At 55.7% G+C, this 24,926-nt stretch carries 22 protein-coding genes and 2 tRNA genes; 20 read left to right on the forward strand and 4 right to left on the reverse strand.

Annotated features, from left to right (window positions below; genetic code table 11):
* The first annotated feature begins 81 nt into the window (after positions 1-81).
* On the forward strand, positions 82-981 hold the full coding sequence (locus ACT3TJ_RS12580; RefSeq protein ID WP_193053242.1) for a DMT family transporter: 900 nt from the start codon (positions 82-84) through the stop codon (positions 979-981).
* Here ACT3TJ_RS12580 and ACT3TJ_RS12585 read toward each other — a convergent pair.
* Genes ACT3TJ_RS12585 through ACT3TJ_RS12595 form a run of 3 tightly spaced genes read right to left on the reverse strand, consistent with a single transcriptional unit; the run spans position 959 to position 3,889 of the window.
* Positions 959-1,708 (reverse strand): ABC transporter ATP-binding protein, encoded by a 750-nt coding sequence (locus tag ACT3TJ_RS12585; protein ID WP_193053243.1) that lies wholly within the window; start codon positions 1,706-1,708, stop codon positions 959-961. The two genes, ACT3TJ_RS12580 and ACT3TJ_RS12585, sit on opposite strands and share 23 nt — an antisense overlap.
* Positions 1,702-2,772 (reverse strand): FecCD family ABC transporter permease, encoded by a 1,071-nt coding sequence (locus ACT3TJ_RS12590; RefSeq protein ID WP_193053244.1) that lies wholly within the window; start codon positions 2,770-2,772, stop codon positions 1,702-1,704. The genes ACT3TJ_RS12585 and ACT3TJ_RS12590 overlap by 7 nt, the downstream gene beginning before the upstream one ends.
* The gene (locus ACT3TJ_RS12595) at positions 2,762-3,889 is read right to left on the reverse strand and encodes an ABC transporter substrate-binding protein (protein ID WP_193053245.1); all 1,128 of its coding nucleotides are present in this window, start codon (positions 3,887-3,889) and stop codon (positions 2,762-2,764) included. The genes ACT3TJ_RS12590 and ACT3TJ_RS12595 overlap by 11 nt, the downstream gene beginning before the upstream one ends.
* 284 nt (positions 3,890-4,173) lie before the next feature.
* On the opposite strand from ACT3TJ_RS12595, the gene ACT3TJ_RS12600 reads away from it, so the two are divergent.
* The 5 genes from ACT3TJ_RS12600 to greA all read left to right on the forward strand — a co-directional run bounded on the left by ACT3TJ_RS12600 (position 4,174) and on the right by greA (position 10,865).
* Positions 4,174-4,458: a DUF2218 domain-containing protein gene (locus ACT3TJ_RS12600; RefSeq protein WP_087108719.1), complete on the forward strand. Its 285-nt coding sequence runs from the start codon at positions 4,174-4,176 to the stop codon at positions 4,456-4,458.
* Positions 4,459-4,628: 170 nt separating this feature from the next.
* Entirely contained in the window at positions 4,629-5,432 is an 804-nt protein-coding gene (dapB, locus tag ACT3TJ_RS12605) for a 4-hydroxy-tetrahydrodipicolinate reductase (RefSeq protein WP_193053246.1), read from the forward strand.
* Positions 5,433-5,946: 514 nt separating this feature from the next.
* Positions 5,947-7,092 (forward strand): glutamine-hydrolyzing carbamoyl-phosphate synthase small subunit, encoded by a 1,146-nt coding sequence (carA, locus tag ACT3TJ_RS12610; RefSeq protein ID WP_172117790.1) that lies wholly within the window; start codon positions 5,947-5,949, stop codon positions 7,090-7,092.
* A gap of 69 nt (positions 7,093-7,161) precedes the next feature.
* Positions 7,162-10,392 carry a carbamoyl-phosphate synthase large subunit gene (carB, locus tag ACT3TJ_RS12615; RefSeq protein WP_193053247.1) on the forward strand — a complete coding sequence of 1,077 codons (3,231 nt, stop codon included), beginning with the start codon at positions 7,162-7,164 and terminating at the stop codon, positions 10,390-10,392.
* On the forward strand, positions 10,389-10,865 hold the full coding sequence (gene greA / locus ACT3TJ_RS12620; protein WP_172117601.1) for a transcription elongation factor GreA: 477 nt from the start codon (positions 10,389-10,391) through the stop codon (positions 10,863-10,865). Before carB ends, greA begins: the two co-directional genes overlap by 4 nt.
* A gap of 129 nt (positions 10,866-10,994) precedes the next feature.
* Here greA and yhbY read toward each other — a convergent pair whose 3' ends face one another.
* Positions 10,995-11,321, reverse strand: coding sequence for a ribosome assembly RNA-binding protein YhbY (gene yhbY / locus ACT3TJ_RS12625; protein ID WP_087108709.1), 327 nt, complete (start codon positions 11,319-11,321; stop codon positions 10,995-10,997).
* A gap of 115 nt (positions 11,322-11,436) precedes the next feature.
* On the opposite strand from yhbY, the gene rlmE reads away from it, so the two are divergent.
* The 14 genes from rlmE to rpsO all read left to right on the forward strand — a co-directional run bounded on the left by rlmE (position 11,437) and on the right by rpsO (position 24,885).
* Positions 11,437-12,084, forward strand: coding sequence for a 23S rRNA (uridine(2552)-2'-O)-methyltransferase RlmE (rlmE, locus tag ACT3TJ_RS12630; RefSeq protein ID WP_172117600.1), 648 nt, complete (start codon positions 11,437-11,439; stop codon positions 12,082-12,084).
* A gap of 204 nt (positions 12,085-12,288) precedes the next feature.
* A complete protein-coding gene (ftsH, locus tag ACT3TJ_RS12635; RefSeq protein WP_193053248.1) occupies positions 12,289-14,307 on the forward strand; it encodes an ATP-dependent zinc metalloprotease FtsH in 2,019 nt (672 codons plus the stop codon).
* A gap of 97 nt (positions 14,308-14,404) precedes the next feature.
* Complete coding sequence (gene folP / locus ACT3TJ_RS12640) at positions 14,405-15,319, forward strand: dihydropteroate synthase (protein ID WP_226912055.1); 915 nt, start codon at positions 14,405-14,407, stop codon at positions 15,317-15,319.
* Positions 15,316-16,665: a phosphoglucosamine mutase gene (gene glmM, locus ACT3TJ_RS12645; protein ID WP_172117598.1), complete on the forward strand. Its 1,350-nt coding sequence runs from the start codon at positions 15,316-15,318 to the stop codon at positions 16,663-16,665. The genes folP and glmM overlap by 4 nt, the downstream gene beginning before the upstream one ends.
* Before the next feature lie 78 nt (positions 16,666-16,743).
* The gene (tpiA, locus tag ACT3TJ_RS12650) at positions 16,744-17,493 is read left to right on the forward strand and encodes a triose-phosphate isomerase (protein ID WP_193053249.1); all 750 of its coding nucleotides are present in this window, start codon (positions 16,744-16,746) and stop codon (positions 17,491-17,493) included.
* Between the two features lie 4 nt (positions 17,494-17,497).
* Positions 17,498-17,857 (forward strand): preprotein translocase subunit SecG, encoded by a 360-nt coding sequence (gene secG / locus ACT3TJ_RS12655; RefSeq protein WP_172117596.1) that lies wholly within the window; start codon positions 17,498-17,500, stop codon positions 17,855-17,857.
* Between the two features lie 34 nt (positions 17,858-17,891).
* Positions 17,892-17,978 (forward strand) — tRNA-Leu (locus ACT3TJ_RS12660).
* Between the two features lie 152 nt (positions 17,979-18,130).
* Positions 18,131-18,207 (forward strand) — tRNA-Met (locus ACT3TJ_RS12665).
* A 307-nt stretch (positions 18,208-18,514) separates the two neighbouring features.
* A complete protein-coding gene (rimP, locus tag ACT3TJ_RS12670) occupies positions 18,515-18,976 on the forward strand; it encodes a ribosome maturation factor RimP (protein WP_172117595.1) in 462 nt (153 codons plus the stop codon).
* 72 nt (positions 18,977-19,048) lie between these two features.
* Complete coding sequence (gene nusA, locus ACT3TJ_RS12675) at positions 19,049-20,563, forward strand: transcription termination factor NusA (RefSeq protein ID WP_444621372.1); 1,515 nt, start codon at positions 19,049-19,051, stop codon at positions 20,561-20,563.
* 27 nt (positions 20,564-20,590) lie between these two features.
* The gene (gene infB, locus ACT3TJ_RS12680) at positions 20,591-23,122 is read left to right on the forward strand and encodes a translation initiation factor IF-2 (RefSeq protein WP_172117593.1); all 2,532 of its coding nucleotides are present in this window, start codon (positions 20,591-20,593) and stop codon (positions 23,120-23,122) included.
* Positions 23,123-23,140: 18 nt separating this feature from the next.
* Positions 23,141-23,551, forward strand: a complete 411-nt coding sequence (gene rbfA / locus ACT3TJ_RS12685; RefSeq protein WP_193053250.1) for a 30S ribosome-binding factor RbfA — start codon at positions 23,141-23,143, stop codon at positions 23,549-23,551.
* Positions 23,551-24,471 carry a tRNA pseudouridine(55) synthase TruB gene (gene truB / locus ACT3TJ_RS12690; protein ID WP_193053251.1) on the forward strand — a complete coding sequence of 307 codons (921 nt, stop codon included), beginning with the start codon at positions 23,551-23,553 and terminating at the stop codon, positions 24,469-24,471. Before rbfA ends, truB begins: the two co-directional genes overlap by 1 nt.
* Before the next feature lie 144 nt (positions 24,472-24,615).
* A complete protein-coding gene (gene rpsO, locus ACT3TJ_RS12695) occupies positions 24,616-24,885 on the forward strand; it encodes a 30S ribosomal protein S15 (protein ID WP_018917553.1) in 270 nt (89 codons plus the stop codon).
* Positions 24,886-24,926: the final 41 nt, after the last annotated feature.

Consider the following 24,926-nt stretch of genomic DNA (forward strand, 5'->3'; position numbering starts at 1 on the left):
TAACGTAATTGTACAATGTTAGGTTCCGTAGACCCTCGGCCCAGGCCGGTGGTTTTTGACGTTTAAGGAACATAAAGCGTAATGGATAGCTTGCAGGACAAACCCACGTTGGGCATTTGGCTCAGAATTCTTTCCGGTCTGCTGTTTACCGGCATGTTGGTGTGTATTAAAGCGGTGAGTGATGACGTGCCGGTGGGGCAGTCGGTGTTTTTCCGCTCGTTGTTTGCGCTGTTGCCGATTATGGTTTTTCTGATGATTCGCCGGGAATTCCCGGGAGGACTGGCGACGCGTCGTCCGTTGGGCCATGCGCTGCGTTCGGGGTTGGGGGCGGCGGCGATGTTTGCCTCGTTTGCGGCGGTCGCACTGCTGCCCGTTGCCGAGGCAACGCTGTTGGCTCAGCTAACGCCGGTGTTTATGGCAGTGGGCGGGGTGCTATTGCTGGGTGAGCGGTTCTCGTTTTATCGCGCTGGGGCTATTTTGTTGGCGCTTGCCGGTATGGCGGTGCTGGTGTTGCCAGGCCTTAATGCCAGCTCTGAAAGTGGCCTGATGACCGGCTATGTGTTGGGCGCGCTAAGCGCACTTTTAACGGCAGGGGCGCTGCTTACCGTTAGGCGCATTTCACGCACTGAAACAGCAGCTTCTATCGCTTTTTACTTTATTTTGGTGTCTGCGCTTGCGGGGCTGGCCACGCTGCCGTTGGGGTGGGCGGCGCTGGATACAAAGGCCCTTTGGCTGTTGGTGCTCTCGGGGCTGTTTGGTGGTGCGGCGCATATTGCCATGACGCTGGCACTGCGCTATGCCGAGGCATCGCGGCTTGCACCGTTTGAATACATTGCACTGATTTGGCCAGTAGCCGCCGACTGGGTGCTGTTCGGTATTCCGGTATCAAGTAATTTCTTGCTGGCGCTTCCCTTGATGCTCAGTGGGGTGGCGCTCGCCGCCCTGGAAGGGCGGCGGTTTAGACAGCTTCTTCGACGATAAGCTGGGGGCGGCCTTTCGAGCACGGCTCGATACGCGCCGCCACCTTGTACACCTGGCGCAAAAGCTCAGGGGTAATGACATCTTTGGTCTGGCCGCATGCGATCAGGCGGCCGTTTTCAAGCACCATGGAGGCATCGGTAAAGCGCAGCGCATGGCCTAAATCGTGGAGTGCCACCAGAATCAGCATCTGGCGCTCATCTGCCAAGCGGCGCAACACCGTTAGCAGGTTGATCTGGCGGTTAAGGTCCAGCGCCGACGTGGGTTCATCCAGCATCAGAATCTCGGGCTCTTGTACCAGTGCCTGCGCCGCGCTGACCAACTGGCGTTGGCCGCCGCTTAAATCGCCAATGTCACGCTCGCCAAGTGGCGTGATATTAAGCTCTTCAAGTGCCCGGTCCACCTGGGCCAGATCCTCTGGCTGCACTTTCAGGCTGCGTCCTTGCATGCGTGCGAGCAGCACCGACTCATAAACCGTCAATACCGCTTTGGCGCCGGTGTCCTGGGGCATATAGGCCACCGGGCGCCCGGCGCTTGTATGGCGAATAGCGACGTCACCTTCGCCTTTCAGCAGGCCTAGAATACGCCTGAAAAGCGTCGATTTCCCGGCAGCGTTAGGGCCCAGCAGGGCAACGACTTGACCGCCTTGAAAGCAGGGCGTCGTGATATCTTCCAGAATTGAGCGGCGTCCGTAGCGGGCCGAGACGCGGGTTAGCTGTAGGGTTACCATGAAGCCTTCTTGTGGTTGAGCACCAGAAACAGGAAGAAGGGAATGCCCACCAGCGACGTGATAATACCGATGGGAATAATCGTGCCTGGAATAATAATCTTGGAGATCACCGAGCCCACCGAAAGAATCAGTGCACCGCAAAGTGCTGAACCCGGCAGGAAGAAGCGTTGATCTTCACCCAGCAGGATGCGTGCAATATGCGGTCCTACCAGGCCGATAAAACCGATAGTGCCCACAAACGCCACGGCCACTGCGGCAAGCAGCGATACCAGCACCAGCACTTCCAACCGCAGCGCACGTGGGTTAACGCCCATGCTTTCGGCCTTGGCATCGCCCAGGCGCATGGCGGTAAGCGCCCAGCCGTGACGGGCAAGCAGCGGCATAACGGCGGCAAGAATGCCCAGCGCAATCCAGAATTTGGGCCATGTCGCTTTGGTTAAGCTGCCCATGGTCCAGAACACCACTGCCGAGACGGCTTCCTGGCTTGCAAAAAACTGGATCAGCGCCATTAGTGAGTTGAAGATGAACACCATGGCGATGCCGAGCAGTACGATGGTTTCCACCGTCACGCCGCGTTTAAGGCTCAGCGCGTGGATGAGAAACGCGGTGAACATGGCCATGATAAAGGCGTTAAGCGGCACCACGAACTCAATGGCAGTGGGCACAATCGCCACGCCGAAGGCTAGCCCAAGGGCGGCGCCAAAGCTTGCCCCAGCGGAAATGCCCAACGTAAAGGGGCTGGCCAGCGGGTTGCTTAGAATGGTTTGCATCTGCGCGCCGGCTACCGAAAGGCTGGCGCCCACCACCAGGGCCATCAGCGCCACCGGCATGCGGATTTCCCAGAGAATGACACGTGCCTGCTGGCTGACGCTTTGGGGTGTCAGCAGAGCGGCGACCACTTCGCCCAAGCTATAGCGGGCTGGCCCCAGTGCCAAATCAACGCAGAGACTAAATAACAGCGCCACCACCAGCACCAAGAGAATCATCTGGCGGCGGAATACCTGAGTGCGGTAGAAGGCGCGCCCCTGTGAGTAGCTGTCGGCGGCAATAGTCTCAGTCGTCATGGAGCGATACCCAGTAACCCGGCTCGTAATCAATAGGCAAGAAGCGGTCGTGAAGCTCTTGCAGGGTGGCTTCAGGGTCTAAATCTTCAAACAGCGCTGGGTGCAGCCATTTGGCGAGCTGCTGAATGGCTACGAAGTAGTAGGGGCTGTTGTAAAACTGGTGCCAAATAGCGTGGAAGTTACCATCTTCCACCGCCTGGATACCGGTCATGGCGGTACGCGAGGTCAGCGCTTCAAGCTTGGCGTGAGCGGCTTGCATATCAGAGCCGGGCCCTACGCCTACCCAGGCACCGCCGGGTACGTAGGCGTCCCAATTACCGCCGGTCACAACAACGTGATCAGGGTTTGCAGCAATGATCTGCTCAGGATTTAGCGTGCCGAAACTGCCGGGAATGATGCCGTCGGCAATATTGGTGCCGCCTGCCAGTGTCACATACTCGCCGAAGTTACCGGGCCCAAAGCTCATGCAGCACTCATCCGAGTAGCCGCCCGCGCGGTCGATAAAGACGCTGGGGCGCTCGGGGTTCGCTTCGTTAATGACATCGGTCACCCGCGCCAGCTGCGCCTCAGCGAAGTCAATAAACTCCTCAGCCGCCGCTTCGTCGTTCATGACCTGGCCCATGATGCGCATGGAGGGGATGGTGTGCTCGATGGGGTCTTCACGAAAATCGACGTAGATGATCGGAATGCCCAATTGAGCAAGTTTGTCATCATAGGCGGCATCTTCGGTGGCGGCTTTGGCCTCAAGGTTCATAAAGACCACGTCAGGGTTAAGCGAGGCGGCCTGCTCAACGTCGAAGGTGCCGTCTTTAAAGCCGCCAAACGTTGGCAGAGCTTCAATTTCAGGAAAGCGTTCCGCGTAGCGGGCGTAGTTATCAGGGTCTGCTTGGAAAAAATCTTCGCGCCAGCCGACGATATGCGCAAACGGGGCTTCAGGCTCCAGTAGGCCGAGCATGTAGATCTGACGACCCTCACCCAGGATAACACGCTCAGCGGGCGCCTCCAGTGTGACTTCACGGCCGGTAACATCGGTAACGGTAACAGGGTCTGCCGCTGCCGTAGTGCAGCTCACAACCGCTGCCGTACCTATCAGCGTTTTTAAAAGAGAGGACGTCATAAGCGTATTGATCACTTGTGGGTGGGTCGGTTGTCAGTGCGCCAAGCTGGAGCTGGTGTCAGCGCATAGCATCGAATATGAAGTTTTTGGGTATAATTCGCATTCTCATAGTGATGCATTATCATGGAATCCGATGTAGCTGTCGAGATGACATCTGTTACGGTAAGAACATTTTTCAGACGGTGCTGAACACGCTGTTGCGCTATCAAGGCATTTAACTGTTTGGCGGCTATCCCTGTTACCCATAAGCTAGAGGTAACACCCTTTATCCAGTGGAGAATACTATGCCTTTATCACGTGCTGAAATTGCGACTGCATCAGGCGAGCGCATCATTAACCGGCTTTGCAAGCACTGGGCGCATAAGTTGGAGGTTGAGCACAGCCAGCAGGAGGGCAGGATTGTATTTCCTGACAAAGGCACCTGCTTGTTGCACGCAGAAGCTGACAAGTTGCTGGTGTCTATCGAAGCCCTGGAAGAGGAGCATCTGGATCAGTTGGAAGGCGTGGTGGAAAATCACCTTGTGCGCATGGCGAAAGACGAGGAACTGATTGTCGTTTGGCAAAACTGACGCTTTTAGAAGACATGCCTTTAGATGCTAGAGCGTTGAAAACCAGCGGCAAGGAAAGTCAGGCCGCCTGAAACACAAGCACAGCACTGCTTGAAGCGTCTGTTATAATCACCGCTTGGTTACTATTCAGTTTGATTCGACGTAATTGATCGCAAAATGCAGGAGTTCGCATGACCCGAGTTGCCATTGTAGGCGTGGCTGGCCGAATGGGCCGTACGCTGGTAAGCGCTATTGAACAGGATGCTGGCGCGACGCTCGCCGGTGGAATTGTCGAGCCAGGCAGCTCGTTGGCAGGTGCGGATATTGGTGAGTTAGCGGGCGTGGGCAAGTGCGGTGTTAGCGCAGTCGACTCCCTTGACGCAATCGTTAACGACTTCGATGTGCTGATCGACTTTACCGCGCCCCAGGTAACGCTGGCGAATCTGGCATTTTGTGCCAAGCACGATAAGTGCATGGTGATCGGCACCACGGGCATGAGCGATGATGAGCTTGCCCAGCTGGATAGCTACCGCGATAAAGTGGCGATGGTGTTCGCACCTAATATGAGCGTTGGGGTTAATCTCACGCTCAAGCTTCTGGAAACCGCCGCTAAAGCGCTGGGCGATGAAGGCTACGATATCGAGATTATCGAGTCGCATCACCGCCACAAGGTGGATGCGCCCTCCGGCACTGCGATTAAAATGGGCGAAGTGGTGGCCGATAGCCTCGGTCGTACCTTAAAAGAGCACGGCGTGTTTGAGCGAGTAGGCCAGTGTGGTCCGCGTACCGATAAAGAGATTGGCTTTGCCACTGTACGTGCGGGCGATATCGTCGGCGAGCACACGGTGATGTTCGCCACCGAAGGCGAGCGCATCGAAATTACCCACAAGGCTTCCAGCCGCATGACGTTTGCCAAAGGCGCTGTACGTGCGGCGCGCTGGGTCGCAGGCCAAAAGCATGGCCGTTACGACATGCAGGATGTGTTAGGGCTTTAGTGAGAAGCATCGCATCGATCTTGGCCCGCTTTAGAAGCGCACCACGCGTTGCGGGTTTTTATGGGTAGTCAAAGGCCAGAATATGCTGTAACATTCCATAAATTTTGGCCGGGTGGCCCATGAAAAACAGACGGCGCGCTTGTTGCGTTGGTCAGCCCACTGCCTGCTCAGGTTCGTTAGTGCGAATTTAGTGACAGCGAAATTAGCTACAGCGTCTGTATTGCCTTTGGCATATAGGCCTGATCACAGACCTGAGATGCCCAGAACAACAAGCGGGATGAAACCGATTTTTTCTTTATCGGCTTCGTCCCGCTTTTTTACGACCCGAGTTTTAAGCATTTGATACTGAAGTTTTGGTAGCTGGGTTTCAACGCCGGGTTTAAAAAAACCAGACTTCAAACATTAATCTCGATTCTGGTGAGGGCATCCTGCGGATGTTTTCAACCAGCATCGCTGAGCCTGCGCCCACAGGCTCCCACCAGCATGGGAGGACCTTGACTTGAATAACCCCGCATTGAGCAAACCTGCGATTTTGGCCCTGGAAGACGGCAGCGTGTTTCATGGAATCGCCATTGGCGCGGACGGATTAACAAGCGGTGAGGTAGTGTTCAATACAGCCATGACCGGCTATCAAGAAATCCTGACTGACCCCTCCTATACCCGCCAAATCGTAACGCTCACTTACCCCCATATCGGCAATACCGGCATTAACGCTGAAGACATTGAGTCAGCTTCTATTGCCGCCGCCGGTTTGGTTATCCGCGACTTGCCCCTGATGGCCAGCAGTTTCCGCTCTGAGCAAACGCTGTCTGACTACCTGGCAAGCCAAAACGTTGTGGGTATCGCTGATATTGATACCCGCCGCCTGACGCGTATTTTGCGCGATAAAGGTGCCCAAAACGGGGCGATTTTGGCAGGCGAAGACGCACAGGGTGATGACGCCGTTGAGCGCGCGTTGGCGGCCGCCAACGCCTTTCCTGGTTTGAAAGGTATGGACCTGGCCAAAGAAGTCTCCTGCAAAGAGGCTTATGAGTGGACAGAAGGTGAGTGGACGCTGGGCGAAGGCTATGCGGATGCAACGAAAGGCGAGCGCCCTTACCATGTTGTGGCGTTTGATTACGGCGTGAAATTCAACATTCTGCGCATGCTGGCTGCCCGCGGCTGCCGCCTGACGGTGGTGCCCGCGCAAACGCCCGCCGCTGATGTGCTGGCGATGAATCCGGACGGCGTTTTCCTGGCCAACGGCCCAGGTGACCCCGAACCCTGCGATTACGCCATCAAAGCCATTCAGGACGTACTCGAAACGGACACGCCGGTGTTCGGTATTTGCCTGGGCCACCAGTTGCTCGCGCTCGCCTCGGGTGCCAAAACCGTCAAAATGAACCATGGCCACCACGGTGCTAACCATCCGGTTCAGGATTTGGACACGGGCGCTGTGATGATCACCAGCCAGAACCATGGTTTTGCCGCCGATGAAACGAGCCTGCCGGCCAATTTGCGCGCCACCCATCGTTCGCTGTTCGACGGCACGCTGCAGGGTATTGAGCGCACCGACCGACCCGCATTTAGTTTTCAGGGTCACCCGGAAGCCAGCCCCGGCCCGCGTGATGTAGCGCCGCTGTTTGATCGCTTCATCACGATGATGCAGGCACGCCGCTAACGCAGGCTCTGCTTCATCACTGTATGCCGCTTTTGTCGCTCTTCGTCACCATTTTTTGCGGGAACCGTTATGCCTAAGCGTACCGACTTAAACAGTATTTTGATCATTGGCGCTGGCCCGATTGTTATCGGCCAGGCCTGCGAATTCGACTACTCCGGCGCCCAGGCGTGTAAGGCGCTGCGCGAGGAGGGGTTCCGGGTTATTTTGGTGAACTCCAACCCGGCCACCATCATGACCGACCCGGCCATGGCGGATGCTACCTACATTGAGCCGATTACCTGGCAGGCCGTTGAGAAGATCATCGAGGCTGAAAAGCCCGATGCTATTCTGCCCACCATGGGTGGTCAGACCGCGCTTAACTGTGCGCTGGATCTGGAAAAACATGGCGTGTTGGAAAAGCACGGCGTGGAGATGATCGGCGCCAACGCCGACGCCATCAACATGGCCGAAGACCGTGACTTGTTTGACCAGGCCATGAAGCGTATTGGCCTTGAGTGCCCGAAAGCGAAAGTCGCGCACACCATGGACGAAGCGTGGGAAATTCAAGCCGAGCTTGGCTTTCCGACCATTATTCGGCCTTCCTACACCATGGGCGGCTCCGGCGGCGGCGTGGCGTACAACAAGGAAGAGTTTGAAGAGATTTGTACGCGTGGTTTCGAGCTTTCCAACAACCACGAGCTGCTGATTGATGAGTCGCTGCTGGGTTGGAAAGAGTACGAAATGGAGGTCGTTCGCGACAAAAAAGATAATTGCATCATTGTCTGTGCGATTGAAAACTTTGACCCGATGGGTGTGCATACCGGCGACTCGATTACTGTCGCACCGGCGCAAACGCTGACGGACAAAGAGTACCAGATCATGCGCGACGCAAGCCTTGCGGTGCTGCGCGAGATTGGCGTAGAAACCGGTGGCTCCAACGTGCAGTTCGGTATGGACCCGAAAACCGGCCGCCTGGTCGTGATCGAGATGAACCCGCGGGTGTCACGCTCTTCCGCACTGGCATCCAAGGCCACCGGCTTCCCGATTGCCAAAATTGCCGCCAAGCTGGCGATTGGCTACACCCTGGATGAGCTGCAAAACGATATTACCGGTGGACGCACGCCAGCGTCGTTCGAGCCGTCTATCGACTACGTGGTCACCAAGATCCCGCGCTTCACATTTGAGAAGTTTCCGCAGGCCAATGATCGCCTGACGACTCAGATGAAGTCGGTGGGCGAGGTCATGGCCATTGGCCGTACCTTCCAAGAGTCGCTGCAAAAAGCGCTGCGCGGTACGGAAACCGGTAACGACGGTCTCGACCCGATTATTACCGATTTCAACCCGGAAAATATGGCCCTGATCAAGGGAGAACTTCAGGCGGCAGGCGCTGAGCGTATCTTCTATGTGGCCGATGCCATGCGTTCAGGTATGAGCGTGGATGACGTCTTCGCACTGACCAATATCGACCCCTGGTTCCTGGTCCAGATGGAAGACCTGGTATTGACCGAAGCCGCCGTTGCCAAGCGCTCACTAAGCGATTTCTCTGCGCGCGAACTCTATCAGCTCAAGCGCAAAGGCTTTGGCGATGCGCGCCTGGCCACGCTGCTGAACGTGAGCGAAAAAGAGTTCCGCCAAACGCGTCAGGCCGCTGGTGTTCGTCCGGTCTACAAGCGCGTGGATACCTGCGCCGCTGAGTTCGCTTCTGATACCGCCTACATGTACTCCACCTATGAAGAGGAGTGTGAAGCGGACGTATCTGATCGCCAGAAGATCATGGTGCTGGGTGGCGGGCCGAACCGTATTGGTCAAGGCATCGAGTTTGACTACTGCTGTGTGCACGCCGCCTTCGCCATGCGCGATGACGGCTATGAAACCATCATGGTCAACTGCAACCCGGAAACCGTGTCGACGGATTATGACACCTCTGATCGCCTCTACTTCGAGCCGGTGACGCTTGAAGACGTGCTTGAAATTGCTGACAAAGAGAAGCCGGTTGGCGTGATTGTTCAGTTCGGTGGTCAAACGCCGCTGAAACTGGCTCGTGAGCTGGAAGCGGCTGGTGTGCCAATTATCGGCACCACACCGGATGCGATTGACCGTGCTGAAGACCGCGAGCGCTTCCAGGTGATGATCGACAAGCTCGGCCTGAAACAGCCGCCTAACGCTACCGCACGCAGCTTTGAAGAAGCCTTCGCCAAGGCGGAAACCATTGGTTACCCGCTGGTCGTGCGCCCGAGCTACGTGTTGGGCGGTCGGGCCATGGAGATCGTCTACGACGCCTCTGAGCTTGAGAACTACATGACCAATGCGGTCAAGGTTTCCAACGACTCACCGGTGCTGCTGGACCACTTCCTGAGTGCTGCCATTGAGATCGACATTGATGCGGTTTCAGACGGCCAGCAGGTAGTCATTGGCGGCATTATGCAGCACGTCGAGCAAGCGGGCGTTCACTCCGGTGACTCCGCCTGTGCGCTGCCGCCTTACTCGCTACCCGCCGATGTACAGGATGAGATGCGCGAGCAGATCAAGCAGATGGCCGTGGAGCTGGGCGTAAAGGGCTTAATGAACGTGCAGCTGGCCTGGCAGGATGGCGAGATCTACGTGATTGAAGTTAACCCGCGTGCGTCGCGTACCGTACCGTTTGTCTCCAAGTGCATTGGTACCTCGCTGGCCCAGATTGCGGCACGCTGCATGGCGGGCACGACACTTGCCGAGCAGGGCTTTGAGCGCGAAATCATTCCGCACTTCTATAGCGTGAAAGAGGCGGTTTTCCCGTTCAATAAGTTCCAGGGCGTTGACCCGATTCTGTCGCCAGAAATGAAGTCCACCGGTGAAGTAATGGGTTCAGGCGAGACCTTTGCCGAAGCATTCTTTAAGGCGCAGTTGGGTGCTGGCGAAGCAATCCCGGCGCTTGAGGGTGACCGCAAGGCGTTCCTTTCCGTGCGTGAGCCGGACAAGGCGGGGATTATCGAAGTCGCTCGTTCTCTGCTAACATTAGGCTTCACACTATGCGCGACACGCGGCACAGCCGAAGCACTGGAAGCCGCTGGGCTTGCGGTCGAGCACGTCAATAAAGTCTATGAAGGTCGTCCCCATATCGTCGATCTGCTTAAGAACGACGAAATCGCCTACATCGTGAACACTACCGAAGGTCGTCAGGCTATTAATGACTCTTCGGTCATTCGCCGTACTGCTCTTGCGCGCAAGGTGCCCTATGCAACCACCTTGGCGGGCGCTAATGCCGTTTGTATGGCACTTGAGTACGGTAGGGAGATTACGGTGCGTCGCCTTCAGGATCTGCATGCAGGAGCAAGTCAATGAACAAGGTCCCGATGACGGTTGCGGGTGAAAAAAGTCTTCGCGAAGAACTCAATCATTTGAAGGGCGAAGCGCGCCCGCGAGTGATTGCGTCGATTGCCGAAGCGCGTGAGCACGGCGACCTTAAGGAGAACGCCGAATACCACGCTGCCCGTGAACAACAGGGGTTTATCGAAGGCCGTATTCAGGAAATCGAGAGCAAGCTTTCGGTAGCGCAGGTGATTGATGTCACCAAGCTGCCGAATACAGGGAAAGTGATCTTTGGTGTCACGGTCGCTCTGCTCAACCTGGATACGGATGCCAGCGTGACCTACCGCATTGTGGGCGAAGATGAGGCAGATATTAAGTCTGGCCGCATTTCTGTCACGTCCCCTATTGCACGTGCGTTGATCGGTAAAGAAGAGGGCGACGTTGCCGTGGTGAAAACACCCGGTGGCGACGTTGAGTATGAGATCGAAAGCGTTGAATATGCCTAAGCGCTAGGTCTATAGAGCTAGTGGGTGCCCAACTTAATGGGCGCCCATAAAAAAAGCCCGCTTATCAGGTTGATATCAACCGAATCGCGGGCTTTTTATCGCTCTTTGTAACAGCCAGACAGTAACGCGTTAGTGGCGGCCGTGGTGACCCTCGAAGCGTGAAACGTTAGAGAGCTTCGGATTGGCTTTAGGGTTTTTGCGATAAAGCAGTGCCATTTTGCCAATCGTTTGCACGACGTCGGCGCGGCTGCCGGTGACCAGTTCGTTTAGCATGGCCGCACGGTCGTCACGCTCAGGCAGGGCAAGTTTCACCTTGATAAGCTCGTGATCGTTGAGCGCGCGGTTGAGTTCTGTGAGCAAATTTTCGGAGACGCCGTTTTCAGAAACGGTGACCACTGGGTTCAAATGGTGGCCAATGCTGCGAAATGCTTTCTTTTGTGCCTGTGACAAGCTCATGGTATCTTGCGGTATCCCGGTTAGCGCTTAACGTTCCATCTTACGGTGAAATGCCACCAAGTGAAAGCTATCGCGTTAACGCGCCCATCTCTATATTGCAGTGTTAGATTCTGATATGCAGCAAAAGCCCCCGAGTCGTAAACATTCAGTGAGCAAAACCAGCAACAACTGGAAGAAAGAGCACTTTGACGACCAGTACGTGAAACAGAGTTGGCAGGATGGTTATCGCTCTCGCGCAAGCTATAAACTGCTGGAGCTGGATGAAAAAGATAAGCTGCTTCGCCCGGGCATGACGATCATTGATCTAGGCGCGGCGCCTGGCGGTTGGAGTCAGATCGCCGCTGAAAAAGTCGGTATGGACGGTGTGGTGATCGCCTCTGACATACTGGAGATGGACGCGCTGGCAGGGGTGGACTTTATTCAAGGCGATTTTACGGAAGAGTCGGTGCTTAATGCGATTCTTGAACGGCTGGGAAATCGTCAGGTAGACCTTGTGATGTCCGACATGGCCCCCAATATGAGTGGTATGGCTGCGATTGACCAGCCTCAGGCTATGTACCTTGTAGAGCTGGCACTAGAGCTCGCCCGTGAGACACTGCCCCCCAAAGGCCGCTTTCTGGCCAAGGTGTTTCAGGGGGAAGGATTTGACGCCTACCTTAAAGAATTGCGCGGCAGTTTTGATCGTGTCGTGATCCGTAAGCCAGATGCCTCGCGGGCTCGTTCGCGGGAAGTCTACTTTTTAGCGGAGGGGTTTCGCGGCTAAACTGACAGGTCGTGCATAGCAAAGATTTATCATCGCGATTGCCAGACAGGCAGGCGCAAGGTGTGTCACATTATACGCATGAGATAAGCGTGATACAGATGGCCCAAAGTTAATAGTGCTTTGGCAATGGTTGAACGCCAGGTACTGGTGTAAGGTCTCAGTATTGGCGTTTAACTGACGGATTCTTGTAATGAGGGTAGCCCCTTGAACGATATGGCGAAGAACCTGATTTTGTGGCTGGTCATCGCGGCTGTGCTACTGACAGTGTTCAACAATTTTAGTACCGAAAGTGCTCCCCAAAGCACCAATTACTCCCAGTTTGTGGAGCAGGTGCAAAATCAGCAGGTGCGTAGCGTTACCATTGATGGCTATACCATTAACGGTGAGCGTACGGACGGTTCGCAGTTCCAGACGATTCGTCCGGCGGCTGAAGACCCCAAGCTGATGGATGACCTGCTAAGCAATAATGTAACGGTGGTGGGTAAAGCGCCAGAGCAGCAAAGCATCTGGATGCGCCTGCTGATCGCAAGCTTCCCGATTCTGTTGATCCTGGCCATCTTTATGTTCTTTATGCGCCAGATGCAGGGCGGCGCTGGTGGCGGTAAAGGCGGCCCGATGAGCTTTGGCAAGTCCAAGGCCAAGCTGCTTTCTCAGGACCAGATCAAAACCACGTTTGCCGATGTAGCCGGTTGTGATGAAGCGAAAGAGGAAGTGGAGGAGCTTGTCGACTTCCTGCGCGATCCAACCAAGTTCCAGCGCCTGGGCGGTACGATCCCTCGCGGTGTATTGATGGTGGGCCCGCCGGGTACCGGTAAAACGCTGCTGGCAAAATCGATTGCCGGTGAAGCCAAGGTGCCGTTCTTCTCGATTTCCGGTTCCGACTTCGTTGAAATGTTTGTGGGTGTCGGTGCATCGCGTGTACGTGACATGTTCGAACAGGCCAAGAAGCAGTCGCCCTGTATTATCTTTATCGATGAGATTGACGCGGTAGGTCGTTCACGCGGTGCCGGTATGGGCGGCGGTAATGATGAGCGTGAGCAGACGCTTAACCAGTTGCTGGTTGAGATGGACGGCTTTGAAGCCAACGAAGGCGTTATCGTGATTGCCGCGACCAACCGTCCGGACGTACTTGACCCAGCGCTGCTGCGTCCAGGCCGTTTTGACCGTCAGGTGACCGTTGGCTTACCAGATATCCGTGGCCGTGAGCATATTCTGGGCGTTCACCTGCGTAAGGTGCCGCTGGCAGAAGACGTTAAACCGTCGATTATTGCGCGTGGAACGCCAGGTTTCTCAGGTGCCGATTTGGCTAACCTGGTGAATGAGTCAGCACTGTTCGCCGCGCGCCGTAACAAGCGCTTGGTCAGCATGGAAGAGCTAGAGCTTGCCAAAGACAAGATCATGATGGGTGCTGAGCGCAAATCGATGGTCATGACCGATAAAGAGAAGCTGAATACGGCTTATCACGAATCGGGCCATGCGATTATCGGCCTGGTGATGCCTGAGCACGACCCGGTCTACAAGGTAACGATTATTCCGCGCGGTCGGGCATTGGGTGTCACCATGTTCCTGCCCGAGGAAGACCGTTATAGCCTGTCGCGTCAGCAGATTCTTAGCCAGATTTGTTCGCTGTTCGGTGGCCGTATCGCCGAAGAGATGACGCTGGGGGCCAACGGTGTCACCACCGGCGCTTCTAATGACATCAAGCGCGCTACCGAACTGGCTCATAACATGGTCGCGAAATGGGGGCTGTCAGACGAGATGGGCCCGATCATGTACGACGAAGATGAGTCACATCAGTTTCTCGGTGGCCCGGGCCAGGGCGGCAGCAAGATGAAGTCGGGTGACACAACGACGCGTCTTGATAAAGAAGTACGTAAGATTATTGACGATTGTTATGAGCAGGCGCGTCAGATCCTGACCGATAATCGCGATAAGCTGGAAGCCATGACCGAAGCGTTGATGAAGTACGAAACCATCGATGCCGACCAGTTGAAAGATATCATGGAGGGCCGTGACCCGCGTCCGCCGGAAGGTTGGAACGACGGTGATTCACCTGGTGGTGGCACGCCCGTTAGCGATGACGCACCGACGACGCAGAACGATTCACCGAACGCCACTGATCATGCGTCTGGTGGTGGTGCTTCAGGGGATGAGGGTGACGAGGATGATGACAAGCCTCGCCGACGCCCCTCTGACCCGCTAGGTGGTTCAACGGGCTCCTGATACGCTCCGGCCACTGCAAAGGCGCCCCAATATGGGGCGCCTTTTTGTTATGCTGTTATTCAGGCAGTAGCAGTGCTTCTTTTTAATAGGCAGCCGCATGAAATCAATAATTGACCCCTCTTTATCACCCGCAATGAATGAGAATGTGCACATGCGTTGCGGGCGCCATGTACTGGATCTCTCTTTTCCTCGCGTTATGGGGATTTTAAATGTTACGCCCGACTCTTTTTCTGATGGTGGTCGGCACGTAGCGCTGGATGACGCGCTGCGTCATGCCGAGCGTATGCTTGCCGAAGGTGCCGCGATTATTGATGTGGGCGGTGAGTCGACGCGCCCCGGGGCTGAGCCGCTAAGTGCTCAAGAGGAGCTTGATCGGGTCGGGCCGGTTGTTGAAGCGCTGGTTCGTGAGCTGGATGCGTTGGTATCAGTCGATACCAGCTGCTCGCTGGTGATGCGCGAATCAAGCGCGCTGGGCGCTGGAATGATTAACGACGTGCGTGCGCTTGAGCGTGAAGATGCCTTAATGGCGGCCATTGGCAGCGGGCTTCCTGTCTGTTTAATGCACCGCCAGGGTGAGCCGCAGGATATGCAGCAGTCACCTTCTTATGACCAGCCGGTGGAAGCGGCTGTCGCTGATTATCTAGCGCAGCGTGTCGCGGAGTGCGAGGCTGCTGGCCTGCGTCGCAGCCGTTTGCTGCTCGACCCGGGCTTTGGGTTTGGTAAAACGGTTGAACACAATTTGCGCCTGCTAAAATATATGGATGCCCTGCAGGCGCTTGGTTTGCCGCTGTTGGTGGGAATGTCGCGTAAAAGCATGATTGGCAAAGTGCTGGGGCGTCCGGTTGAAGAGCGTTTGGCGGGTGGTCTTGCGCTGTCTGCCATGGCCGTTGAGCGTGGCGCTAAAATTCTACGTGTGCACGATGTGGGGCCGACGGTCGATGCCGTTAATATGGCCTGGGCGGTACTCCAGGAGGGGTGCGACATGCCGCTAAACGAGGAAAAATATTCATGACACGACGCTATTTTGGTACCGACGGGATTCGGGGCACGGTCGGACAGGCACCAATCACTGCCGATTTTATGCTCAAGCTTGGTTGGGCAGCGGGCCAGGTATTGCGCCGCGAAAAGGGGCGGACGCGGGTGTTGATTGGTAAAGACACGCGTATTTCAGGTTACATGTTTGAGTCGGCGTTAGAAGCCGGGCTTTCAGCAGCAGGCGTTGATGTGTCGCTTTTGGGGCCCATGCCGACACCAGGTATTGCGTATCTCACCCGCACGTTTCGTGCCGATGCAGGGATCGTGATTTCAGCATCACATAATCCGTTTGATGATAACGGCATCAAGTTTTTCTCGGCAGAGGGTAAAAAGCTCCCCGATGAGACAGAAGACCGTATCGAAGCCATGCTGGAGGCGCCGTTAACGACCGCTGAAGCGGCCCAGCTAGGCAAGGCAACTCGGATCGGTGATGCCGCTGGTCGCTATATTGAATTTTGCAAATCGACACTGCCAGACCGCTTAAGCCTGCATGGGCTAAACGTTGTGCTGGATTGCTCCCACGGTGCGACCTATCACATTGCGCCAAACGTGTTTCGCGAGCTAGGCGCAGAGGTCAGCGTTATCGGCGCGTCACCTGATGGCTTGAATATTAACCATCAAGTAGGCTCTACACATCCTGCGGCGCTACGTGCTGCGGTCATCCACCGGGGGGCCGATTTAGGCATCGCATTTGATGGTGATGGGGACCGAGTGTTGATGGTGGATAGTGATGGCCGCGAAATTGATGGCGATGATATTCTCTATTTGATTGCTCGTGACCGTCATGAGCGAGGCCTGTTAGCAGGCGGCGTGGTCGGCACCTTAATGAGTAACTTTGGCCTTGCTGTCGCGCTTGAAAAGCTGGGTATCCCCTTTAAACGGGCCAAGGTGGGCGATCGCTTTGTCATGGAGATGATGGCGGCTAACGAGTGGGAGCTGGGTGGCGAAGCGTCGGGGCATATTGTATGCGGTCATGTGCAAACCACTGGAGACGGCATTGTCGCTGCTCTACAGGTGTTGGCATTGATGATCCGTGAGCAAGCATCGCTGCCGGAATTGCTGAAAGGGTTTGAGAAAGTCCCGCAGGCCTTGGTGAATGTGCGCTTGCCCGCTGGGACCTTGGCGCATGATGTCATGGCATTAAGCGCCCTGCAGGACGCTGTTGCTGACGTTGAAAAACAGCTGGGTGATCAAGGGCGGGTGCTGTTGCGGCCCTCCGGCACCGAGCCATTGATTCGCGTGATGGTAGAAGGCTGCGGTCACTTGAATGTTGATCAGTTGACTCAGGGGCTGGCTGATCGTGTTCAAGCCTTGCTCAAATAAGGCAGCTGTGCTTGTCAGCGGTTGTCTTGTCAAGGCCGCTCCTATACCATTTCGCTCCACCTTGAGTGAGGAGAGTTCATGCGTACGCCATTAATTGCCGGTAATTGGAAAATGAACGGGTCCGCTGCACTGATAAATGATTTTGGCAGCGCGTTTGCTGATGTCTCGTTACCTGCAGCCTTGGACGTTGTGCTTATTCCCCCCTTTCCTTATCTGGACGCGGCGCGTCAGGCGTTTCGCAATACACCGCTAGCGTTAGGCGCCCAGACGCTCAATCCTATCGAGTCTGGTGCACACACGGGTGAAGTGAGCGGATGTATGCTCAAAGAGTTCGAAGTGGCGTATGTGCTGGTGGGTCACTCCGAGCGTCGCGAGCTGTACTGTGAAAGCGATGAGCAGGTGTTTGATCGCTTATTGGCGGCGCTGGATAATGGCCTGACACCCATTCTGTGTGTGGGTGAGTCACTTGCCGAACGCGATGCCGAGAAGACCATGGATGTGGTATTGCGCCAGGTAGGCTATGCGATGACGCGTTTAGCGCCCGAGCAGCGCCAAGCGGTCGTGATTGCCTATGAACCCGTATGGGCGATTGGTACCGGGCGGACAGCAACGCCCGAGCAGGCGCAGGACGTAATGGCCGGAATCCGCGCCTACCTCGCAGAGTTTAGTGCAGCGCTCGCTGAGCAGATGCGGTTGCTCTACGGCGGCAGTATGAACGCAAAAAATGCGGCTGAGCTACTTGCCCAGCCGGATATCGACGGCGGTTTAGTGGGCGGTGCTTCGCTCAAAACCGATGATTTTTACGCCATTTGTCAGTCAGCAGGATAACGCCATGCAAGTTGCAATTCTTATGGTCCACGTGGTGATTGCGGTCGCCCTGGTTGTATTGATCCTGCTTCAGCAGGGTAAAGGTGCCGAAGCGGGTGCCGCGTTTGGAGGCGGTGCCTCGCAAACGGTATTTGGCTCGCGCGGTAGCGGTAGCTTTTTGTCGCGTACCACCGCGGTTCTGGCAGCAGGTTTTTTCGTAACCTCTATGGCGCTGGCGTACTTTGCAACGCAAGCAGGCCAGGCGCCGGAAGCGGGTATTCCTGATTCACGCCTGATCGAGCAACAGCAAAGCGTTCCAACGCTTGACGATAGCCCTGCAAGTGTGGATAATACCGCGCCAGTGCTAGAGGAAAGCAGCGAGTAAATGCTTGATGTCGCTTTCTTTAGCCTCCCCTGATGCCGAAGTGGTGGAATTGGTAGACACGCTATCTTGAGGGGGTAGTGACCGTATGGTCGTGCGGGTTCAAGTCCCGCCTTCGGCACCATCTGTTTTGCTGGCTCGCCAGCTTCCCAGACTCTTTATCAAACAACGTTCGTCAAAAAACGTTTTGATAAAGAAACCCAGGTTTAGCGCCTGAGACGAAAAGAGTTCTTGACGTAAGTGGTTCAAGTGTCTATTATCGTCGACCTAGATTGATGCGGGGTGGAGCAGTCTGGTAGCTCGTCGGGCTCATAACCCGAAGGTCATCGGTTCAAATCCGGTCCCCGCTACCATTTCCTGGTAGCACGTTAGATAGGCGACTAGCCTGACAGATCATGGTAATGAGATGTCGATAAGGGTTAATTGCCAAGTAGGTAAATCCTGCGCTGTGTTTCCTGGTTGGTATTACAGGTTTCTTATGAAAAGCCCCTTCCTGTGAAGGGGCTTTTTGTTAGCAAGCTTTTTGTTAACAAGCGTGTCTCAAGAGCGGATATCGTCCGAGTTGCCGGAGACACATTCCGGGTAACGCCAATCAGCCTCCTGGCTTCTCTAATAACTCCTGGCCAGGTGCCTGATGCAACGGCTATAGGAGCTTTGTCTGTGGCCACTAAACACGCAGCGCTACATGCGCTAATTGAACCTGTCGTCGCCGCCATGGGCTTTGAGCTATGGGGCATCGATCATGTTTCCCAAGGCAAGCATTCGCGGTTGGTGGTTTACATCGAAAGCGAAAGCGGTGTCAGTGTGGAAAATTGCGCTGATATTAGTCGCCAAGTCAGTGCTGTGATGGACGTGGAAGATCCCATTCCCGGTGAGTACCGGCTGGAAGTCTCTTCGCCCGGTATGGCACGCCCTTTATATACCCTGGATCAATTTACCCGCTATCAAGGCCACCATGTCGCACTTAAGCTGCGCGTGGCGTTTGATGGACGGCGCAAATACCAGGGGCTCTTGGCAGGTGTCGAGGGTGATGAAGTACTGCTACAACTGGATGGCGAGGAGTTCTGCTTTCCGATTGAAAGCATTGATTCAGCGCACATCGTACCGCAGTTCGACGATTAACCGGGTGGCGGCGCTGCCGGCAGGCTGCCGGGGTGATGCACAAAAGGACAGGTTTTCTGGCGAGGCAAACGCATGAGTAAAGAAATTTTAATGGTCGTTGACGCGATCTCCAACGAAAAAGGCGTCCCCCGGGATGTCATCTTCGAGGCGGTAGAAGCGGCTCTTGCGAGCGCGTCACGCAAGCGTTTTGAAAATGAAGAAGCCAATGTACGGGTGCGTATCGACCGCCGTACAGGGGAATACGACACCTTCCGCTACTGGACAGTGGTTGAAGATGACGAATTCGAAACGCCAGATTACGAAATCAAAGAGACCATCGCCGAGCAGCGCGACCCGCCTTTGAAGCTTGGCGACGTTGTTGAACAGCAGATCGAAAACGCGATGTTTGGACGTATTGCCGCCCAAACTGCCAAGCAGGTCATCGTACAAAAAGTGCGTGAAGCTGAGCGCGCTGAAGTGGTTCGCCAATATGCGGACCGTGAAGGCGAGCTGGTGGCCGGTATTGTCAAAAAGACCACTCGCGACGGCCTGATTATCGATTTGGGCGAGAATGCTGAAGCCTTCTTGCCGCGCAATGAGGTGATCCACGGCGAGCGTTACCGCATGAACGAGCGGGTTCGCGCACTGCTGGTTAAAGTTGACCCGGATGCACGGGGTGCCCAGCTGCAGCTGTCGCGTACCAACCCGGCGTTGATTATCGAGCTGTTTAAAATTGAAGTACCTGAAATCGCTGAACAGCTGATTGAGATTAAAGGGGCTGCGCGCGACCCTGGCTCACGTGCCAAAATTGCCGTTAAGACCAATGATCGCCGCATCGACCCGGTAGGGGCGTGTGTGGGGATGCGTGGTTCACGCGTTCAGGCTGTTTCGTCTGAGCTGCAAAATGAGCGTGTCGATATCGTGCTGTGGGACGACAATCCCGCCCAGCTGGTCATTAATGCCATGGCGCCCGCTGATGTTGGGTCTATCCTTGTCGACGAGGATGCCCACGCAATGGACGTGGCGGTTGCTCAGGATAACCTGGCACAGGCAATTGGGCGTAGTGGTCAAAACGTACGCTTGGCGTCAGAGCTTACCGGCTGGCGTATCAACGTGATGACCGAAGAAGAAGCTGACTCCAAGCGCGAGCAGGAGATTGATAGCCTGGTGGACACGTTCGTTCAGCACCTTGAAGTGGACGAAGACGTGGCCCGCCTGCTGGTAGAAGAAGGGTTTACTACCCTGGAAGAAGTTGCCTACGTGCCGCTTGAAGAAATGCTCGAGATCGAAGAGTTCGATGAAGATCTGGTTGAAGAGCTGCGTGCACGTGCGAAAGACGAGCTGCTGACGATGGCGATTGCCTCGGAAGAAGCGCTAGACGGTGCCCAGCCAGCAACTGATCTGCTGGAAATGGACGGCATGGAGCGCCATCTGGCCTTCATTCTGGCTAGCCGTGGCATTGTCACTATGGAAGATCTCGCCGAGCAGTCTGTCGACGATCTGGTCGATATCGAGGAGTTGGACGAAGCGCGCGCAGCGGCACTGATCATGACTGCCCGTGCGCCCTGGTTTGAAGACGATAACGCATCGGATTCGAACACACAGTAAACAGGTCACGGGCTGAGGAGGGTCACTATGTCAGATATGACAGTTAAAGATTTTGCAGTAAAGGTGGGCCGTGATGTGCCCCGCCTACTAGAACAGATGAAAGAAGCTGGCTTGAAGCACGCCTCTGAAGGCGATGCCGTGTCTGAAGAAGACAAGCAGAAACTGCTGACTTTTCTGAAGAAAAGCCATGGCGGCGACAGCGACACTGATACAAGCAAAAACCGTATCACGCTGACCCGTAAAACGCGCAGCCGTATTAAAACCGGCGAACGCGGTAAAACGATTGAAGTGCAAGTACGTAAGAAAAAAACGTACGTCAAAAGCGCCGAAGAGGATAAGCCGAAAGTCGCTGAGCCTAAGCATTCAGGTCCGCGTCAGTTGGTAGGCGATATGGCCGAAGCCGAAGCCGAGCGTAAAGCGCGCGAAGCACGTGAAGCTGCCGAGAAAGCAGCCGCCGCTAAAGCCAAGGCAGCGGAAGACGCCGCGCGTAAAGAAGCCGAAGCGAAAGCAGCGGCTGAGCCTAAACTTGAAGTGCCCGAACTTCAGATCGAAGCTGCGCCAGCGACAGAGGAAATGCCGCCAGCACCGCCGAAAGAAGGCCGTACCGACCGTCGTACTGCACCGCCCAAGAAAGCTGTCGCGAAGAAAAAAGGTCGTGATGACGAAGATGACCGTGGTGATCGCGAAGAGCGTAAGCGCGGCGGCGGGGCGAAGAAAGTAAAACGTGCCGAGCGTCGTGGCGGCCGCCGTGGCCCAAGTCAGAGCGGCAATGGCAAGCACGGCTTCCAAAAGCCGACTCAGCCGATTGTACGTGAAGTATCGATCCCTGAGTCAATCAGCGTGGCTGAGCTTGCCGACAAAATGTCGATCAAGGCCAACGAAGTCATCAAGGCCATGTTTAACATGGGCGCGGCCGTGACCATCAACCAAACGATTGACCAGGATACAGCGGCCATCGTAGTGGAAGAGATGGGCCACAAGGTCAAGCTGGTGAAAGATGATGCGCTGGAAACGGAAATGCTTGAAGGCATCTCCTATGAAGGCGAAGAGATCACCCGCTCTCCCGTCGTGACCGTTATGGGTCACGTTGACCACGGTAAGACCTCACTGCTGGACTACATTCGCCGTGCCAAAGTGGCCACCGGTGAAGCGGGTGGTATCACCCAGCATATCGGTGCCTACCACGTTGAAGACAGCCATGGTGGCGTGACCTTCCTGGATACCCCTGGCCACGCGGCGTTTACCGCCATGCGTGCTCGTGGTGCCAAGGCAACCGACGTGGTTATCCTGGTGGTCGCTGCTGACGACGGCGTGATGCCCCAGACCATTGAGGCGATCGAGCACTCCAAAGCGGCTGAAGTACCCATGGTCGTTGCGGTGAACAAGGTCGATAAGATTGGTGTTGATTTTGACCGCATTCGTAACGAACTCTCGCAGCACGGCGTGATTTCCGAAGAGTGGGGCGGTGATACGCAGTTTGTACACGTTTCCGCCAAGACCGGTGACGGTATTGAAGAGCTGCTGGAGGCGATTCAGCTGGTTTCTGAAGTGCTTGAGCTGAAAGCAGTGCCGTCGGCACCTGCTAAAGGCGTTGTCGTTGAGTCGCGCCTTGACCGAGGTCGTGGCCCCGTTGCCACCGTACTGGTTCAAAACGGTACGCTGCAGAAAGGCGACATCGTTCTGGCTGGCCTGCACTACGGCCGTGTACGTGCGCTGACCAACGAACTTGGCCTGCAGGTTGAGAGCGTCGGCCCGGCCATGCCCGTTGAGATTCAGGGCCTGGACGGTACGCCGGATGCGGGTGATGACTTCATGGTCGTGGCCGATGAGAAGAAAGCCCGTGAAGTGGCTAACTTCCGTCAAGGCAAGTACCGCGAAGTACGTCTGGCGCGTCAGCAGAAAGCCAAGCTTGAGAACATGTTTAGCCAGATGGGTCAGGATGAAGTGGCCAAGGTTAATATCGTTCTTAAAGCCGACGTACAAGGCTCTCTGGAGGCGATTAAAGGTGCCCTGGAAGAACTCTCCACTGATGAAGTACAAGTGGCTGTGGTCTCTTCAGGTGTTGGTGGTATCACCGGTACTGACGCCAACCTGGCGCTGGCCTCTGAGGCAATCGTGGTCGGCTTCAACGTCCGTGCCGACGCCGCTGCCCGCGAGATTATCGAGCGTGAAGGCCTGGATCTGCGTTACTACAGCGTCATCTACCACTTGATCGATGAGGTCAAGCAGGCGATGAGCGGTATGCTCGCCCCCGACTGGAAAGAAGAGATCGTCGGTGTTGCCGAAGTGCGCGATGTGTTCCGTGCGCCGAAGATCGGTGCAGTGGCGGGTTGTATGGTCGTCGAAGGTTCCGTGTCTCGCAGCAAACGCATCCGCGTACTGCGTGACAACGTGGTCATCTACGAAGGCGAGCTCGAATCGCTGCGCCGCTTCAAGGACGACGTACAAGAAGTGCGTAACGGTATGGAGTGTGGCATCGGCGTGAAGAACTACAACGATGTCCAGGTCGGCGACAAGATCGAAGTCTTCGATCAAGTCAGAGTCGAGCGCAGCCTGTAAGGCCGCGAGGAGACAACCATGCGCGAATTTAAGCGTACCGACCGAGTAGCCGACCAGCTCCAAAAGGAGCTGGCGGTACTTATTCAACGCGAAGTGAAAGACCCGCGTTTGGGCATGATCACGGTGAGCGGCGTAACCGTTAGCCGTGATCTTGGCTACGCCGATATCCATGTCACCCTGTTGGGTGAGCAGGAGCCTGAGCGTATCAAGGAGAACCTGCAGGTGCTTAAGCGTGCCGCCGGTTTTCTAAGAAGCCAGATTGCCAAACGCATTCAGCTGCGCCATGTCCCTGAACTGCGTTTTCATTACGATGAGAGCGTGGTGCGTGGGCAGCACCTCTCTTCCCTGATTGAAGAGGCCGTGTCGACTGACCGGGCTCGTCAAGCAGGTGAAGAAGGTGATTCTGATCAAGGTGAGGAGACGCGCTAATGGCCCGTCGCCGTCGCGGTTTACCGGTCAATGGGGTGTTACTGCTGGATAAGCCCAAGGGCATTTCCAGCAACCATGCCTTGCAGCGTGTGCGTCGTTTGTTCGAGGCCCAAAAAGCCGGACATACCGGCACGCTGGACCCTATGGCAACCGGCTTATTGCCGATTTGCCTGGGCGAGGCCACCAAGTTCTCCGCGCACCTGCTGGAAGCCGACAAGATGTATCGCACCCGCGTTGAGCTGGGTGTGATCACCGACACCGGTGATGCAGAAGGCACGGTGATTGAACGCCGCGATGTGCCGTCGTTAACAGCGGATGACATTGAAGCTGCTATTGCGCGCTTTCGTGGTGAGATCGATCAGGTGCCGCCGATGTATTCAGCGCTCAAGCATCAGGGCAAAAAGCTCTATGAGCTGGCCCGCGAGGGTAAGCAGGTAGAGCGTGCAGCGCGGCGGGTAAGCGTGTATGATGCGCGCCAGCTTGCGTTTGACGGCGAAGCCTTCGAGCTTGAAGTCACCTGCAGTAAGGGGACTTACATCCGTACGCTGGCCGAAGATATCGGTTTGGCGCTTGGGTGTGGTGCCCACATCAGTCAGCTCCGCAGGCTCAAGACCGGGCCTTTTACGGGCGATGCGATGTGGACGCTGGAAGCGCTTGAAGCATTGGCGGATCAGGCCTCGCGTGAGGCTGAATTAATGCCCGCTGATGTGCTGGTGGATCACCTGCCGACGCTTGAGGTGGACGAAACGGCTTACGGGCGTCTAGCCCACGGTCAATCGGCCAACTTGAGTATTGGTGCGCTGGCCCCCGATGCATTGGCAAGACTTTATTATGCCGAGACGTTTATCGGCCTCGGTGTTGTAAAAGGTGCTCAGGAAGTAGCGCCCAAGCGGCTGTTAAGTACCGTCGCTATCTCGTAAGAGTCTGGGTAAAACGTTGCAAGGATGTGACGGTTTGCGCGAAAATAGTACTGGAAACAGTACGTCGAAAAGAGTCGCCTGAGACTGCAAATATGCGTGGTCTCACCCATTAAATTTTAGGCATATTGCTTACTGGAGAGACAGATGGCATTAACCGCTGAAACGAAAGCCGAAATCGTCAACGAATACGGCCGCGGCGATAACGATACCGGTTCCCCTGAAGTGCAGGTTGCACTGCTGAGCGCCAACATCAATGGCCTGCAGGACCACTTCAAAACCAACAAGCAGGATCACCACTCGCGTCGTGGTCTGATCCGCATGGTAAACCAGCGTCGTAAACTGCTGGACTACCTGAAGCGTAAAGATTTCGAACGCTATCAGTCTCTGATCCAGCGTTTAGGTCTGCGCCGCTAAGTTATTGTTGGCGAAGATTGAGAAACGGGCAGCTCCTTGTG

The organism is Halomonas sp. AOP30-A1-24 (assembly GCF_052378165.1).
GTDB lineage: Bacteria > Pseudomonadota > Gammaproteobacteria > Pseudomonadales > Halomonadaceae > Vreelandella > Vreelandella citrativorans.